Source organism: Pseudomonas sp. F007 (assembly GCF_057814275.1).
Genome location: NZ_JBVATA010000006.1, coordinates 226,532 through 241,119, shown reverse-complemented (window position 1 = coordinate 241,119; position 14,588 = coordinate 226,532). Strand labels below are relative to the sequence as shown.

The following is a 14,588-nucleotide window of genomic DNA, read 5'->3' as shown; positions in this document are numbered from 1 at the left end:
GAAATCCTTGTCTCAATATTGGCGAATATTGAGACAAGGAGCCTCATATGCTGTACTGCTGTCTCAGTTTTAGCTGATTTTGAGACAGCGATGATCAAAAGCCCTCCCACCATCGATCCCCATGTGCTGGAAAGACTCGCGCTTTCTCCTCACAAGGAAAAGCTTGCCGAGTACCTGGCCTTGCTCAAGCCGCTGGATGAGCAGGGGCGATATTTGCCGTTCGATGATCTGCGTTACCGCTGGGCCCCTGGCCTGGATGCAACCTTGTGCTGGGCCTTGGTGAAAAAGGCCCGCGCCGCGCAGTACGTACGCCTATTACCTGTTGGAGAACCGACGTGCTGGGGGCAGTACGTGCTCACGCCGTTGGCGCAGAAAACCCTGTCGGTGGTCGATCGCCAGGCCACCACTGCGGCGCTGGAGTACATGACCCATCATATCGGCGAGACGGCGCATTTCAGTTACCTGCTCAATGACTTGATCGAAGACGAAGCCATCAGCAGCAGCCAGTTGGAGGGGGCGGCGACCACCACGCAGGTGGCCAAGGACATGCTCAAGCGCAATCGCCTGCCACGCTCGCCGGATGAGCGGATGGTCATCGGCAACTACAAAATGATGCTATTGGCCTGGGAAAAGCGCGATGAGCCATTGAGCCTCGATCTTATTCGGCAACTGCATGGTGTCGGCGTGGAGGGTATCGATGACGGGCAATACTCACCTGGCCAGTTCCGCAGCAACGATCAGGTCGTGGTGCAGGATGCGCAAGGTAATACCGTGCATACGCCGCCACCGGCGTCCGGCCTCGGCGCGCGGCTGGAGCGTCTGAGCAACTGGATCAATCAGGCGCAAAACGATCTGCTGCAGGGTGATTATGTGCACCCGCTGATCAGGGCCATCGCCCTGCATTTCGCGATTGGCTACGAGCATCCGTTTCGTGACGGCAACGGCCGGGTGGCCCGGGCGTTGTTCTACTGGCTGATGTTCAAGCATGATTTTTCGGCGTTTCGCTACATTGCCATCAGTATTCTGCTGCGCAATGCGCCGGTGAAATATGGCCGGTCCTACCTGTACAGCGAGAGCGACGGCCTCGACCTGACCTATTTCATCGATTACCAGTGCTCGGTCATTTTGCGAGCCGTCACCGAGTTTACGGCGGCTTTCCGCAACAGCCTGGAATACGCCAAGGGCTTCAACCATTGGTTGGAAGAATCCGGCCTGTTCAAACAATTGAGCGATAAGCAGCGCACGCTGGTGCAGGTCGCCAAGAGTGGCATGGCCAAGGAGTTCACCGCGGTCAACGTCAAGGAAAACCTCGATTGCTCCTACAACACTGCGGCGAGCACTCTCAATGGTCTGGTGGCACTCAAGGTGTTCGAGAAGAAAAAGATGGGGCGCGAGTGGGTGTTCTTCCTGCGGGATGCCGCGAATATCCAGGCTGACTGGAAGTAGGAGCCCGCCAGCGGGCTCCTCTCATCCGACCGTTGATACTTAACGAACAGCGTCGACGCGGACTTTCATTGGCTGCGGGTCGCTGCCGTCCAATTGCACGGCGTGATGTTCGCTGGTGATGAACAGCAACTTACCTTCGTTCTCGATCCGCGCACTCACCGAGTAACGGTGTCCGGGCTGCACTTGCTGCGGGTCATAGCTCAAGTGGAACTTCAGCGGGACCTGTCCCTGGACCTGGCCTTTCTGTTCGTCAATCACCTGTGCCGGCGCATCGGCCAGCGATACGTCCTGCAGGCTGACACTCAGGGTCGCAGTCGGCGGCAGGGCGATGCGCTGCAGGTAAAACACCTCGCCGTCGAGGCTGGCTTTACCGGTGGGGGAGGTCGACTGGCAGGCGCTGAGCAGGGTCGCGGCGGCGAGCAGGGTGAGTTTTTTCATCGGAGTACTCCGTATCGGCGGCGCCAGAAGCAGACTGGCGCCTTGAACAAATCAGGCAGTTGGCGCAGGCGCGGGTTGATCCGCCGCATCTTCGCTGCGGTGCAGGGCCACCTGGCGGATCGACAGGCGAATTTCCGCCGGCAATACGCGCTTCGCCGCGCCTTCGGCCAACTCGCCGAGCAACTCGTGATGGCTGAGTTTGCCGGCTTCATCGCGGCGCAACACATCGAGGTCGAGCAGGGTCTGGATAAAGTGTCGGAACAGGCTCTTGTCGAAAAACTCCGGGGCGTTCAGGCCGTGCAGGATCGACAGGCGCTGGGCCATGACTGTGCACAGGTCTTCCAGTTCTTCGGCGCTGAGGGTGTTCTGGCCGCTGTTGAGCAGAAGCGAGATGGCCATGTAGAAACGCTGCAGGGTCTGGGCGATGCTCTTGGACAGCAGGGTCAGCAGCACGAAATGCCGGGAGCTTGGCGCCGGGCGCAGGTAGACGTTGTTCTCGAAACGCAGCAGGCCCTGCTCGACAAAGGCTTCGAGCCACTGATCGATCACCGCGTCCAGTTCGTCCAGCGACCAGCGGATGAACAACTCCGCTTGCAGGTACGGATAGAGCGCGCGGGTGTAGCGCAGGATCTGTTCGCGGCTCATCCGCGAGGCGCTCTGGAAGAAGCTCGCCAACAGCGCCGGCAAAGCGAAGATGTGCAGGACGTTGTTGCGGTAGTAGGTCATCAGGACGGCGTTCTGCTCGTCCAGATAGAGAATCTTGCCCAGCGCATCGCTCTGCTCGGACAGCAGGTCCATGTCCTTGACGTGCTCGATCAGCGCGCGGCCATCACCTTCGGGCAAAGTGGTGTGCGGTGAGTAGGGCACGCGGCGCAACAGCGCCAGGTACAGGTCGAGGACTCGGGCCATGGCTCGATCATCCAGCGCCAGGCGGCTGGTGGAGAGCAGCGCCAGGGCAACCAGGTTGACCGGGTTGATCGCCGCCGCTTCGTTGAGGTGACGCGCGACGCGTTCGCCGAGGCGATGGGTGGTTTCGTTCAGCCAGGTGGGACGGAACTGCGGGCCCAGCTCCTGGGAGCGCCAGTCCGGTTGTTCGCTGTCGAGGAATTCGGCGAGCTTGATCGGCTCGCCGAAGTTCACGGCGACCTGGCCAAAGCGCTGCTTGAGCGCGCCGATCACTTTGAAAATATCGAAGATCGACTCTTTTTTCTTGCTCGCACCGCGCAGTTCGCCCAGGTAGGTACGGCCTTCGAGCACCCGCTCGTAGCCGATATAGACCGGCACGAACACGATCGGCATGCGCGAGGAACGCAGGAAGCTGCGCAGGGTGATCGCCAGCATCCCGGTCTTCGGTTGCAGCATGCGCCCGGTGCGTGAGCGGCCGCCTTCGACGAAGTACTCCACCGGGAAGCCCTTGGTGAACAAGGTGTGCAGGTACTCGTTGAACACCGAGGTGTAGAGCGGGTTGCCTTTGAAGGTGCGGCGCATGAAAAACGCGCCGCCACGGCGCAGCAGGCCGCCGATCAGCGGCATGTTGAGGTTGATCCCGGCAGCGATGTGCGGCGGGGTCAGGCCGTTGCGGAACAGCAGGTAGGACAACAGCAGGTAGTCGATGTGGCTGCGATGGCAAGGCACATAAATCACCTCATGGCCCGGTGCGACCTTCTGCACGCCTTCGATGTGATTGACCTTGATTCCGTCGTAGATCTTGTTCCAGAACCAGCTCAGCACCACTTCGAGGAAGCGGATGGCGGTGTAGGTGTAGTCCGAGGCGATCTCGTTGCCGTAGCGCAGCGCCTGGGCCTTGGCTTTCTCGGGGCTGATGTTCTCGCGCTCGGCTTCGTCGAGGATCGCCTGGCGCACCAGCGGCTGATTGACCAGGCCCTTGACCAGGTTGCGTCGGTGGGAAATGTCCGGCCCGATCACCGCCGTCTTCAGGTTACGGAAGTGCACCCGCAGGATGCGCTGGGCCATGCGCACGGTGCGCTCGTGGCCCTTGTTGTGCTCGACCAGTTCACGCAGGTGAATCGGCGCCGAGAATTGCACCCGGGTCTTGCGCCCCAGGATCATGATGCTCAGCAGTCGACGCAGGCGCCCGGTCACTGCCCAGCTGTCGGCGAACAGCAGTTTCCACGGGCTCGACTCGCTGTCTGGCGACTGCCCCCAGAACACGCTGACCGGAATGATCTGCGCATCTTCGGCAGCGTTCTGGCTCAGGGCGCTGACCAGTCGCGTCAGGGTCGGCGGTGCGCCGCGCTTGTCCTGGCGGCCGAGCCAGTCGGGCTCGGGCGTCAGGTAGAAGAACGCCGCGGGCTCCAGCAGATTACCCACCGACACCGGCAACACCGGACGCGGCAAGCCGGCCTTGGTGCATTCGCGGTCGAGCACGGCCAGGTCGGTCAGCGACGGGCTTTGCAGGACGTAGAACACCGGACGACTGCGGTCGAGGTTGAGGGTGAAGGACGACTGGTTGATCGTTTCCGAGCGAACCCAGAGGTACAACAGTCGGCGCAGGGCGCCGAACACCAGACGGCGGAACGGAGAGCGGGTCATAGGCGTGCTGCTTTAGTGGAAAAAACCGAGCAATTGCTCGGGGGCGATAGTGTGCCGTATTCGTCGAAAATCGGCAAAAAAGCAGGCAAGTAAAGTTGAGTTGAGAGTTTTCAAGACTGTCATATACTCGGCCGGCCGTTTGCCACTATCGACCCTGTTGTTGACAGACCGTCGAGCGCTGGCAAATGTTCATCGGGTTTGTTCAGGGGCCGAGGCTACGGCTTTTTTGTAGGAGCGAGCTTGCTCGCGAAGGACGTCAACGATAACGCGGATATACAGAATAAACGCGGCGCCCTGAAGTTTTTCGCGAGCAAGCTCACTCCTACAGGTTCCCTAGGCCTATTCAATAATAAAAAAATGGGAGTACTGATTGATGGCAACGCGCGAGACCGGCAACGTCAAGTGGTTCAACGACGCCAAGGGTTATGGCTTTATCCAGCGTGAAGGCGGGGCGGACGTATTCGTGCACTACCGTGCGATCCGTGGCGAAGGCCACCGTTCGTTGACCGAAGGCCAGCAGGTGGAATATGCGGTGGTCGACGGCCAGAAAGGCCTGCAGGCCGAAGACGTAATCGGCCTGTAATACGATCCTGTAGGAGCTGGCTTGCCAGCGAGACGGAGTGCCAGGTACACCGCGCAGTCATGATCGCCAGCAAGCAAGCTCCATCAGATTCAAGCTTTTACGCCGTTTTCCAGGTGATCTCTTCTTCACCATCGGCGCTGATCCGAATCCAGCGATCAGCCGACTCTTCACCCTCTTCCTCGACCCAGGTGCCCGGTGCGCAGCGCACTTCCACGTTCAGCGCGACGAAGGCGGCGCGGGCGCAGGCGATGTCGTCATCCCACGGCGTCTGGTCACTTTCCAGGTACAGGCTGTTCCATTTGCCTACAGCCTTTGGCAGCCAGGTCACGGGCACGTTGCCGGCCGTGCACTTGTAGGTCTGGCCTTTCTGTACCCAGTCGCTGCAAGGGCCGAGGGCTTCGGCGAGCCAGGTGGCGATGGCCTTGTGGTCGACGTCGGCGTCCTTCAGGTAAATCTCGATATCGGGTTGGCGCATGGATGTTCCTCACTGCGGGTTCTGAAAATCCATTCGCGGATTTTGCCGGCCTCACGTCATCGCGTGAGGCCAAGGGTTTAAGGGTTACTGCAGAACGAAGTAATCGTAGCGCATCGACACACTGACCTCGAACGGCTCTGCCTGTTCGATCACGGCTGCCCGGCGCTCGGCGCTCGCACGCCAGCCATGCGGGGTCATGGCCAGCAGGTTGGCACGATCCTGGGGACTGACCAGGGTCAGCTTGAAGTCCAGGGTCTCGCTGTGTTGCAGGCTCATGCCTTCGGGGACAAGCGCCAGGTGCTTGTCATCGGTGTACTCGCGCACTTCGTCGTACAGGCGCTCACGCAGCTCCATCAGGTGGCCGCTGGTTGGGCCGACTTTCATCAGGCCGCCGCCAGGGCTGAGCAGGCGCTTGGCTTCGTCCCAGTCGAGTGGGCTGAACACGCTGGCGAGGAACTGGCAGCTGGCATCGGCCAGAGGGATGCGCGCCATGCTGGCGATCAACCAGGTCAGTTGCGGGTTGCGCTTGCAGGCGCGTTTCACCGCTTCGCGGGAAATGTCCAGGGCGTAGCCGTCGGCAGCGGGCAGGGCGTCGGCGATTTGCGCGGTGTAGTAACCCTCGCCACAACCGATGTCCAGCCAGCGCTGCGGGGCTTGTTCGGCGGCCAGTTCGGCGAGACGCCGGGCGACCGGCGCGTAGTGACCGGCGTTGAGAAAATCGCGGCGGGCTTCAACCATGGCCTGGTTATCGCCCGGATCGCGGCTGTTCTTGTGCTGCACCGGCAGCAGGTTCAGGTAACCCTGGCGGGCACGGTCGAAACGATGCCCGACCGGGCACGCCACACCATTGTCGACCGCACTCAGCGGTGCGCTGCAGATAGGGCAGGCAAGCATCAGGCGAGCAACTTGATCAGGGTCTGGTAGTAGATCTCGGTCAGCACATCGAGGTCGCTGGCCAGGACTCGCTCGTTAACCTGGTGAATGGTCGCGTTGACCGGGCCGAGCTCGACCACCTGGGTGCCCATGGTGGCGATGAAACGCCCGTCCGAGGTGCCGCCACTGGTGGAAGCATGGGTGTCGCGACCGGTGATGTCCTTGATGCTCGACGCCACGGCATCCAGCAGCGCGCCAGGTTTGGTGAGGAACGGCAGGCCGGACAGCGCCCAGTCGATATGCCAGTCCAGGGCATGCTTGTCGAGGATGTCGGCGACCCGCTGCTGCAAGCCTTCGACGGTGGACTCGGTGGAGAAGCGGAAGTTGAACACCGCGACCAGCTCGCCAGGGATCACATTGGTCGCGCCGGTGCCGGAATTGACGTTGGAGATCTGGAAGCTGGTCGGCGGGAAGAAGTCGTTACCGTGGTCCCAGTGTTCGGCGGCCAGCTCGGCCAGGGCCGGTGCGGCAAGGTGGATCGGGTTCTTGGCCAGGTGCGGGTAGGCCACGTGCCCCTGCACACCACGGATGGTCAGCTTGGCGCCGAGGGAGCCGCGACGACCGTTCTTGACCACGTCACCGACCAGGCTGGTGCTCGACGGTTCGCCAACGATGCACCAGTCCAGGCGCTCCTTGCGGGCCACCAGGCGTTCCACCACGGCCTTGGTGCCGTGGTGCGCCGGGCCTTCTTCGTCGCTGGTGATCAGGAACGCGACCTTGCCCTTGTGGTCGGGGTAGTCGGCGACGAAGCGCTCGGCCGCCACGGTCATTGCCGCCAGGCTGCCTTTCATGTCGGCGGCGCCGCGGCCGCAGAGCATGCCGTGTTCGTCGATCAGCGCGTTGAACGGCTCGATCTGCCAGGCCGCCACCGGGCCGGTCGGCACCACGTCAGTGTGACCAGCGAAGCACAGCACCGGACCGTCCTGGCTGCCATGGGTGGCCCAGAAGTTGTCCACGTCTTCGATGCGCATCGGCTCCAGCATGAAACCAGCATCGCCCAGACGCTGCATCATTTGCTTCTGGCAGTCGGCATCCAGCGGCGTCACCGACGGACGGCGAATCAGGTCAATGGCAAGTTGAAGGGTCGGCGAAAGGTCGGCGTGGGCCGTCATGGAAAACTCCGGAAATCATGAATATGGGCGCGGACTGCTGTAGGAGCGAGCCTGCTCGCGATGAACGATGACAGGGTCCATATGACAAACCTCATCGCCTGCATCGCGAGCAGGCTAGCTCCCACAGGTTTTGGGTCTGACCCTTAAGCCAAGCCCCGCAAAATGGCGGTTATCTTAAAGCAAAACGGCGACCATTGGCCGCCGTTTGGTGGATCGCTGCAGATTTAACTGGCCGCTGCGGTTTGCGCGGCAACCGCCGGTTTTGGCAGCGACGACAGGTACGCCATGATCAGCGCCGCCACGTACGGCAGTGACTGCACCAGCAGCATTGCCACCCAGAAACGCATGTCGTTGCTCGGCAGGCCCTGGACCAGGAAGATCCCCAGGGCGGCGCCCCACAACAGCAGCATGATGAACAGCTCTTCGCGGGCTTCCGAGATCGCCAGCCAGAAGCCGTGGCTGTCGGCGTTTTTCGGCGTGCGGATAAACGGAATGCTGCTGGTGAAGAACCCGTACAGCACCGCCTTGGCAATCGTATGGGACAACGCCAGCCCGGCCAGCGCCGCGCAGAACGCATCCTTGAGATTGACCCCGACCGCGCGGCGGTAGAGGAACACGATCTTGCCGACCTTGAACACGAACAGCGCCAATGGCGGGATGGCGAAGATCAGCAGCGGCGGATCGACCCGGTGCGGCACGATGATCATCGCCGCCGACCACAACAGCGCGCCGACGGTGAAGAAGATGTTCATGCCGTCCGCCACCCACGGCAGCCAGCCCGCGAGGAAGTGGTAGCGCTGGCCACGGGTCAGCTCGGTGTCCTTGCCGCGGATCAGGCTGGCGGTGTGGCGCTTGATGATCTGGATCGCGCCGTAGGCCCAGCGGAAGCGCTGTTTCTTGAAGTCGATAAAGGTATCGGGCATCAGGCCCTTGCCATAGCTGTCGTGGTAGTACGCCGCCGACAGGCCTTTTTCGAACACGCGCAGGCCCAGCTCGGCGTCTTCGCAGATGCACCAGTCGGCCCAGCCCAGTTCTTCGAGCACCGAGCGACGGGTCATGGTCATGGTGCCGTGCTGGATGATCGCATCGCGGTCGTTGCGGGTGACCATGCCGATATGGAAGAAGCCCTTGTACTCGGCGTAGCAGAGCTTCTTGAAGGTGCTTTCGTTCTGGTCGCGATAGTCCTGCGGCGACTGCACCACGGCGATTTGCGGATCGGCAAAGTGCGGCACCATGTGCTTGAGCCAGTTCGGGTGCACGCAGTAGTCGGAGTCGATCACTGCGATCACTTCGGCATCCTTGGCGGTATGCGGGATCAGGTAGTTCAGCGCGCCGCCCTTGAAACCGGCCAGTGGCGCGACATGGAAGAACTTGAAGCGCGGACCGAGGGTGGCACAGTAGGCCTGTACCGGTTCCCAGACGGCCGGGTCCTTGGTGTTGTTGTCGATGATCAGGACTTCGAAGTCCGGATAGTCGAGGTTGGCCAGGGCATCGAGGGTCTGTTTGACCATCTCCGGCGGCTCGTTGTAGCAGGGCACGTGAATCGACACCTTGGGCCTGTAGGTCGAATCCCCTTCAACCGGCAGGAATTCGCGGCGACGCTTGTGGATCCACACCGCTTCCGCCAGTTCGTGGGCCTCGGTGAGCAGCACGATAAACACCCCGAGGGCGCCAAGGGCGAGCAGGAAACCGACGGTGAGGCTGAACCAGGTGCTGTATTGCTGGCTGTAGTCGTAACCGATCCACACCAGCACCGAGCCGCAGAGGAAGGCGATGAAGGTCAGGAAGGTCCGGCCGCGCTGGCGCAGGGCCGAGCCATCGATCATCAACAAGGTCAGCGACAGCAGCGCCAGCACTACCGAGCCGATCGCCAGGACCCGCCATTGCGGGATCGCCACCACCGGCCCTTCAAAGTTGAATTTCTGCTGGCGCGCGGCGTTGAACACGCCCCAATAGGCGCCGACCGAGCCTTCGTCGCTGGCTTTCCAGGGTTGGTCGAAGGCTTCGATCACGAAGTAGTTGAAGCCCTGGCGGTTAAGCTTGTTCACCAGGGTACGCAGGTAAATCGCCTGGTCTGCCGGCGAAGCGTCTGCACCCCCGCGCATGCGACCGTTGCTCGGCCAGCCCACTTCGGACAGCAGTAGCGGTTTCTTCGGGAACAGCTTTTTCAGGTCGCGGGCACGATCGAGGACGAATTGCCCAGCCTGATCCACCGGAATGAATTCCCAGTAGGGCAGGACGTGCGCGGCGATCAGGTCGACGTGCTTGGCCAGCTCCGGGTGTTCCTCCCAGACGTGCCATTGCTCCGACGTGGTGACCGGGACTTTGACCGCAGCCCGTACCCGATCCAGCAGCACACTGAGTTGCTCGGCAGTGATTTCCTTGCGGAAGATCGCTTCGTTGCCGACCACCACCCGCACCACGCTGCGCGAGGTGTTGGCAATTTCGATGGCGCGCTGGATCTCGCGTTCATTACGCTCCTGATCCGGACTGATCCAGATCCCCAGAGTTACCCGCAGACCGAATTCTTCCGCCAGTTTCGGGATGTCTTCCAGCGTGCCGTCGACCGAGTAGGTGCGGATGTTGTCCGTCAGCTTGCTCATGATTTCCAGGTCACGGCGCATTTCGTCGTCGGACGGATACTGGTTCTTCTGTGGGAACTGGCCTTGCTGAAACGGCGAGTAGGAAAAACCGGAGATTTGTTCAGGCCAGTTGGGGGTCGTGACCGGGCGGTTGATCAGCGCCCAGAAACCAGTGAACAGCGCGGCGATTGCCAGCACTACCACGAGGTTGAGTCCAAATTTACGCGATGACATGGCTATTTCGGGTTCCAAAGGGTGTGGAACGAGGGGACGGTCGGCATACGGCCAAAGGGCGCGCATCCTACACTGGGCTTTCCCTGACCGTACAGCGGGCAGGGCGGTGTCAGGCATTTGGCAGCCTGTTTTCACATAAGTTCTTACACTTGAAGGCTGAAGGTGAAAACTTGTCGTCGGGTTCCCCTATAATGCGCGCCGGTTTTCAGGGTAGTGGTCATGAGTACAGAAGATCCGCGGTTTGCTGGCATCGCTCGTTTGTATGGCATCGAGGGCATGGACCGTTTGCGGGCGGCCCATGTGGCGATCGTTGGCGTCGGTGGCGTCGGTTCCTGGGCGGCGGAAGCCATTGCCCGTTGCGGGGTAGGGGAGATCTCCCTGTTCGACCTCGATGACGTCTGCGTCAGTAACGCCAATCGCCAGTTGCACGCCCTCGACAGCACCGTGGGCAAACCCAAGGTCGAGGTCATGGCCGAGCGTCTGCGCGGGATCAACCCGGACTGCACGGTGCATGCGGTGCCGGACTTCGTCACCCGCGACACCATGGCTGAATACATCACGCCGAATATCGATTGCGTGATCGACTGCATCGACAGCGTCAACGCCAAGGCGGCGCTGATCGCCTGGTGCAAGCGGCGCAAGATCCAGATCATCACCACCGGCGGCGCGGGCGGGCAGATCGACCCGACGCTGATCCAGGTCTGCGACCTGAACCGCACCTTCAACGACCCGCTGGCCTCGAAAGTGCGCTCCACCCTGCGCCGCGAGTACAACTTCTCACGCACCGTGACCCGCCATTACAGCGTGCCCTGCGTGTTTTCCACCGAGCAACTGCGCTACCCAAAACCGGACGGCAGCATCTGCCTGCAGAAAAGTTTTGTCGGTGATGGCGTGAAGCTGGACTGCGCTGGAGGCTTTGGCGCGGTGATGATGGTTACCGCGACCTTCGGCATGGTGGCGGCGACCAAGGCGGTGGACAAGATTGTCGCGGGGGTACGGCGGCCGGCGGATAGGGTGAAGCCGCAGGTTTGAGTGGTGTTACTGAGCCAACTCCCTCATCCGCTGCAACACCGCATTCAACCCATTACTGCGCGACGGCGATAACTGGCGGCTGAGCCCCAATTGCTCGAACCAGCCCGGCAGGTCCACCCGTTGCAACTCGGCACTGGACAAGCCGTTGACCCGCGTCAGCAGCAGCGCCACCAAGCCGCGGATCAAGCGTGCATCGCTGGCGGCGTTGAATTGCCAGTGGCCGTCGTGCAAGGCGCCCACCAGCCACATTTGGCTTTCACAGCCGTGTACCCGGTTGGCCTCGGTCTTGTCGGCGTCGCTCATGGGCGGCAAGCGCTCACCCCATTGCATCAGCAGGCGTGCCCGTTGCTCCCAGCCGGCGGCGGCCTGGAAGGTGGCGAGGGCGGTAACAGCGTCGGCGGGGAGGGTCATCGCAGGAGCTCCAGCGCCTGGTCGAGGGCTTCGAAGAAACGTTCAAGGTCGTCGGAGTCGTTGTACAGCGCCAGCGATACGCGAATGGCGCCGGCCAGTTCGAAGCTTTTCAGCAACGGCATGGCGCAGTGATGCCCGGCGCGTACGGCGATCCCCTGCTCCGTGAGCAGGTGCGCCAGGTCGGCGTTATGCACGCCTTCGACGACAAAACTGGCCAGGGCCAGTTGCGGTTTACCCAGCAGGCGGATGCCATTGCGCGCCTGCAGGCCACGCAGCAGGTAGTCGTGCAGTGCAGCTTCGTGGGCGGATACGGCGACCTGGTCGAGCCCGGCCAGGTAATCCAGGGTCGCGCCGAGGCCGATCACGCTGGCAATCGGCGGCGTGCCGGCTTCGAAGCCCAGGGGGGCAGAGCGAAAGCGTGCGTCGTGGTAATTGGCATCGAGCACCATTTCGCCGCCGAACTGCCAATGCTGCAGTTGTCCCAGCGCGGCGTTGCGGGCAAAGACCACTCCGAGGCCGTCCGGACCGTAGAGTTTGTGGCTGGAAAAGACATAGAAGTCGCAACCCAGGGCCTGCACGTCGTGACGACCGTGGACCACGCCCTGGGCGCCATCGACCACCGTCAATGCGTTTTGCGTCTTGGCCAGTGCCAGCAAAGGCGCCAGCGGTTGCCAGGCGCCGAGCACGTTGGACAGCTGGCTGACGGCGAGCAGACGGGTGCGTGGGCCGATCAGGGTGGCGGCGGCATCGAGGTCGATCAGGCCGTCGGCGTCCAGGGGCAGGATCACCAGTTTGAGGGCACGTCGTTTCGCCAGTTGCTGCCAGGGCAGCAGGTTGGCGTGGTGTTCCAGGGCGCTGATGACAATCTCATCGCCCGCCGTAAATTTGTGCTCGAGGCCATAGGCCAGGAGGTTCAGCGCCGAGGTGGCGCCATGGGTGAAGATGATCTGCCCGCTGTCACCGGCATTGAGCCAGTGCGCGACTTTGCTGCGGCTGTCTTCGAACGCCTGGGTGGCGTGAGCGCCGGGCAGGTGCTGGGCACGATGCACATTGGCCGCGCCGTTGGCGTAGTAATGCGTCAGCGCGTCAAGCAGGGCTTGGGGTTTCTGGGTGGTGGCGGCGCTGTCCAGGTAGGTCTGGTCCTGCCGTTGCAGAGCGGCGATGGCCGGAAAATCGGCGCGCCAGGGGGAGGCAATCATCACGGTTTCTGGCCCTGGTGAAGATGGGCGAATACACCCCAAACCCTGCGGGGTCTGGGGTGGTTGGCGCTGTACTTAGTTGTGAGCGTGCAGCGCTTCGTTCAGTTCGATGGCCGATTTGTGGGTCTTGCATTCCACTGCACCGGTCTCCGAATTGCGGCGGAACAACAGGTCGGCCTGGCCAGCCAGCTCACGGGCCTTGACCACTTTGACCAGGTTGTTGTTCTCGTCCAGCAGCGCGACTTTGGTGCCGGCGGTGACGTACAGGCCCGACTCGACGGTATTGCGATCGCCCAACGGAATGCCGATACCGGCGTTGGCGCCGATCAGGCAGCCTTCGCCGACCTTGATGACGATATTGCCGCCACCCGACAGGGTACCCATGGTCGAGCAACCGCCGCCCAGGTCCGAACCCTTGCCAACGAACACGCCGGCCGAGACACGACCTTCGATCATGCCCGGGCCTTCGGTGCCAGCGTTGAAGTTGACGAAACCTTCGTGCATCACGGTGGTGCCTTCGCCGACGTAGGCGCCCAGGCGCAGGCGGGCGGCGTCAGCGATACGCACGCCAGCCGGTACCACGTAGTCGGTCATTTTCGGGAACTTGTCTACCGAGAACACTTCCAGCAGTTCGCCACGCAGGCGCGCTTCCAGTTGGTGTTCGGCCAGTTCGCCGAGGTCGATGGCGCCCTGGCTGGTCCAGGCCACGTTCGGCAGCAGTGGGAAGATACCGGTCAGGTTCAGGCCGTGGGGCTTGACCAGGCGGTGGGACAGCAGGTGCAGCTTGAGGTAGGCCTCAGGGGTCGAGCTCAGTGCGGCGTCTTCGGCCAGCAGGGTGGCGACCAGCGGCTTGTGGCTTTCCGCCAGGCGGGTCAGCAGGGCGGCCTGGGTAGCATCGACCGACTTCAGCACTTCAGCCAGTTGAGCCGCCTGGGCGTTGCTGAACGCGATCGCCTGGTTGCCCTCGCTGTAGCCGAGGATCGGGGTGATGGCGGCGACCAGTTCGGCCGACGGGTTGAGCAATGGCTGTGCGTAGAACACTTCCAGCCATGCGCCCTGGCGATTCTGGGTACCGACACCGAAGGCGACGCTGAACAGAGTAGTGGACATGCAATTACCTCTAAAAAAAGATGAACGGGCTGCCTTACTTGAGAGCGGCCGCGTAGATATCTGGCTTGAAGCCAATCAGGGTTCGGTCACCGAGATCGAGCACCGGGCGCTTGATCATCGAGGGTTGTGCAAGCATCAGTTCGATCGCTTTCGCCTGGTCGAGATCGGCTTTGTGTTCGTCGTCGAGTTTGCGAAAGGTCGTGCCTGCACGGTTGAGCACCACTTGCCAGCCGTGCTCGTTGCACCACTGGGTCAGGTGTTCACGGTCGATTCCGGCCGTCTTGTAGTCATGGAAATCAAAGCTGACAGCGTTTTCATCGAGCCAGGTGCGCGCCTTTTTCATGGTGTCGCAGGCTTTGATGCCGAAAAGGTGCAACGTTTTGCTTGAAGCGGTCAAGGAATTGCCCCCCTTTGGAGGTGCTGGGATTAAAAGGTGACGGATTATGCCACGACCGAGCGGGTTCGGCGTCGGCGGCGGGC

13 protein-coding genes are annotated in these 14,588 nt (G+C 62.0%); 3 read left to right on the top strand and 10 right to left on the bottom strand.

Annotated elements, in window-relative coordinates; genetic code table 11:
- Positions 1-90: 90 nt before the first annotated feature.
- On the top strand, positions 91-1,446 hold the full coding sequence (locus ACZYR5_RS16540; RefSeq protein WP_489090171.1) for a Fic family protein: 1,356 nt from the start codon (positions 91-93) through the stop codon (positions 1,444-1,446).
- A gap of 39 nt (positions 1,447-1,485) precedes the next feature.
- Here the strand turns inward: ACZYR5_RS16540 and ACZYR5_RS16535 are convergent, their stop codons facing one another.
- Entirely contained in the window at positions 1,486-1,884 is a 399-nt protein-coding gene (locus tag ACZYR5_RS16535) for a YbaY family lipoprotein (protein WP_489090170.1), read from the bottom strand.
- 51 nt (positions 1,885-1,935) lie between these two features.
- Positions 1,936-4,437, bottom strand: a complete 2,502-nt coding sequence (gene plsB / locus ACZYR5_RS16530) for a glycerol-3-phosphate 1-O-acyltransferase PlsB (protein ID WP_489090169.1) — start codon at positions 4,435-4,437, stop codon at positions 1,936-1,938.
- Between the two features lie 373 nt (positions 4,438-4,810).
- Between plsB and ACZYR5_RS16525 the strand changes: the two genes are divergently transcribed.
- Positions 4,811-5,020, top strand: a complete 210-nt coding sequence (locus ACZYR5_RS16525) for a cold-shock protein (RefSeq protein WP_027619064.1) — start codon at positions 4,811-4,813, stop codon at positions 5,018-5,020.
- A gap of 97 nt (positions 5,021-5,117) precedes the next feature.
- Here ACZYR5_RS16525 and ACZYR5_RS16520 read toward each other — a convergent pair whose 3' ends face one another.
- From ACZYR5_RS16520 to ACZYR5_RS16505, 4 genes are all read right to left on the bottom strand, one after another.
- Positions 5,118-5,495 carry a hypothetical protein gene (locus tag ACZYR5_RS16520; RefSeq protein ID WP_489090168.1) on the bottom strand — a complete coding sequence of 126 codons (378 nt, stop codon included), beginning with the start codon at positions 5,493-5,495 and terminating at the stop codon, positions 5,118-5,120.
- A gap of 84 nt (positions 5,496-5,579) precedes the next feature.
- A complete protein-coding gene (locus tag ACZYR5_RS16515) occupies positions 5,580-6,389 on the bottom strand; it encodes a putative RNA methyltransferase (protein ID WP_489090167.1) in 810 nt (269 codons plus the stop codon).
- Positions 6,389-7,540 carry a succinyl-diaminopimelate desuccinylase gene (gene dapE / locus ACZYR5_RS16510; RefSeq protein WP_489090166.1) on the bottom strand — a complete coding sequence of 384 codons (1,152 nt, stop codon included), beginning with the start codon at positions 7,538-7,540 and terminating at the stop codon, positions 6,389-6,391. Before dapE ends, ACZYR5_RS16515 begins: the two co-directional genes overlap by 1 nt.
- Before the next feature lie 224 nt (positions 7,541-7,764).
- Positions 7,765-10,356 (bottom strand): glycosyltransferase, encoded by a 2,592-nt coding sequence (locus ACZYR5_RS16505; protein ID WP_489090165.1) that lies wholly within the window; start codon positions 10,354-10,356, stop codon positions 7,765-7,767.
- A gap of 213 nt (positions 10,357-10,569) precedes the next feature.
- Between ACZYR5_RS16505 and tcdA the strand changes: the two genes are divergently transcribed.
- Positions 10,570-11,388, top strand: coding sequence for a tRNA cyclic N6-threonylcarbamoyladenosine(37) synthase TcdA (tcdA, locus tag ACZYR5_RS16500; protein ID WP_489090164.1), 819 nt, complete (start codon positions 10,570-10,572; stop codon positions 11,386-11,388).
- Between the two features lie 6 nt (positions 11,389-11,394).
- On the opposite strand, the gene ACZYR5_RS16495 is transcribed toward tcdA, so the two are convergent.
- The 4 genes from ACZYR5_RS16495 to ACZYR5_RS16480 form a co-directional block, all read right to left on the bottom strand.
- Positions 11,395-11,799 carry a SufE family protein gene (locus tag ACZYR5_RS16495; RefSeq protein WP_489090163.1) on the bottom strand — a complete coding sequence of 135 codons (405 nt, stop codon included), beginning with the start codon at positions 11,797-11,799 and terminating at the stop codon, positions 11,395-11,397.
- The gene (locus tag ACZYR5_RS16490; protein ID WP_489090162.1) at positions 11,796-13,001 is read right to left on the bottom strand and encodes an aminotransferase class V-fold PLP-dependent enzyme; all 1,206 of its coding nucleotides are present in this window, start codon (positions 12,999-13,001) and stop codon (positions 11,796-11,798) included. Before ACZYR5_RS16490 ends, ACZYR5_RS16495 begins: the two co-directional genes overlap by 4 nt.
- A gap of 72 nt (positions 13,002-13,073) precedes the next feature.
- A complete protein-coding gene (gene dapD, locus ACZYR5_RS16485; RefSeq protein ID WP_489090161.1) occupies positions 13,074-14,108 on the bottom strand; it encodes a 2,3,4,5-tetrahydropyridine-2,6-dicarboxylate N-succinyltransferase in 1,035 nt (344 codons plus the stop codon).
- Positions 14,109-14,142: 34 nt separating this feature from the next.
- Entirely contained in the window at positions 14,143-14,451 is a 309-nt protein-coding gene (locus ACZYR5_RS16480) for an arsenate reductase (protein ID WP_489090160.1), read from the bottom strand.
- Between the last annotated feature and the right edge of the window lie 137 nt (positions 14,452-14,588).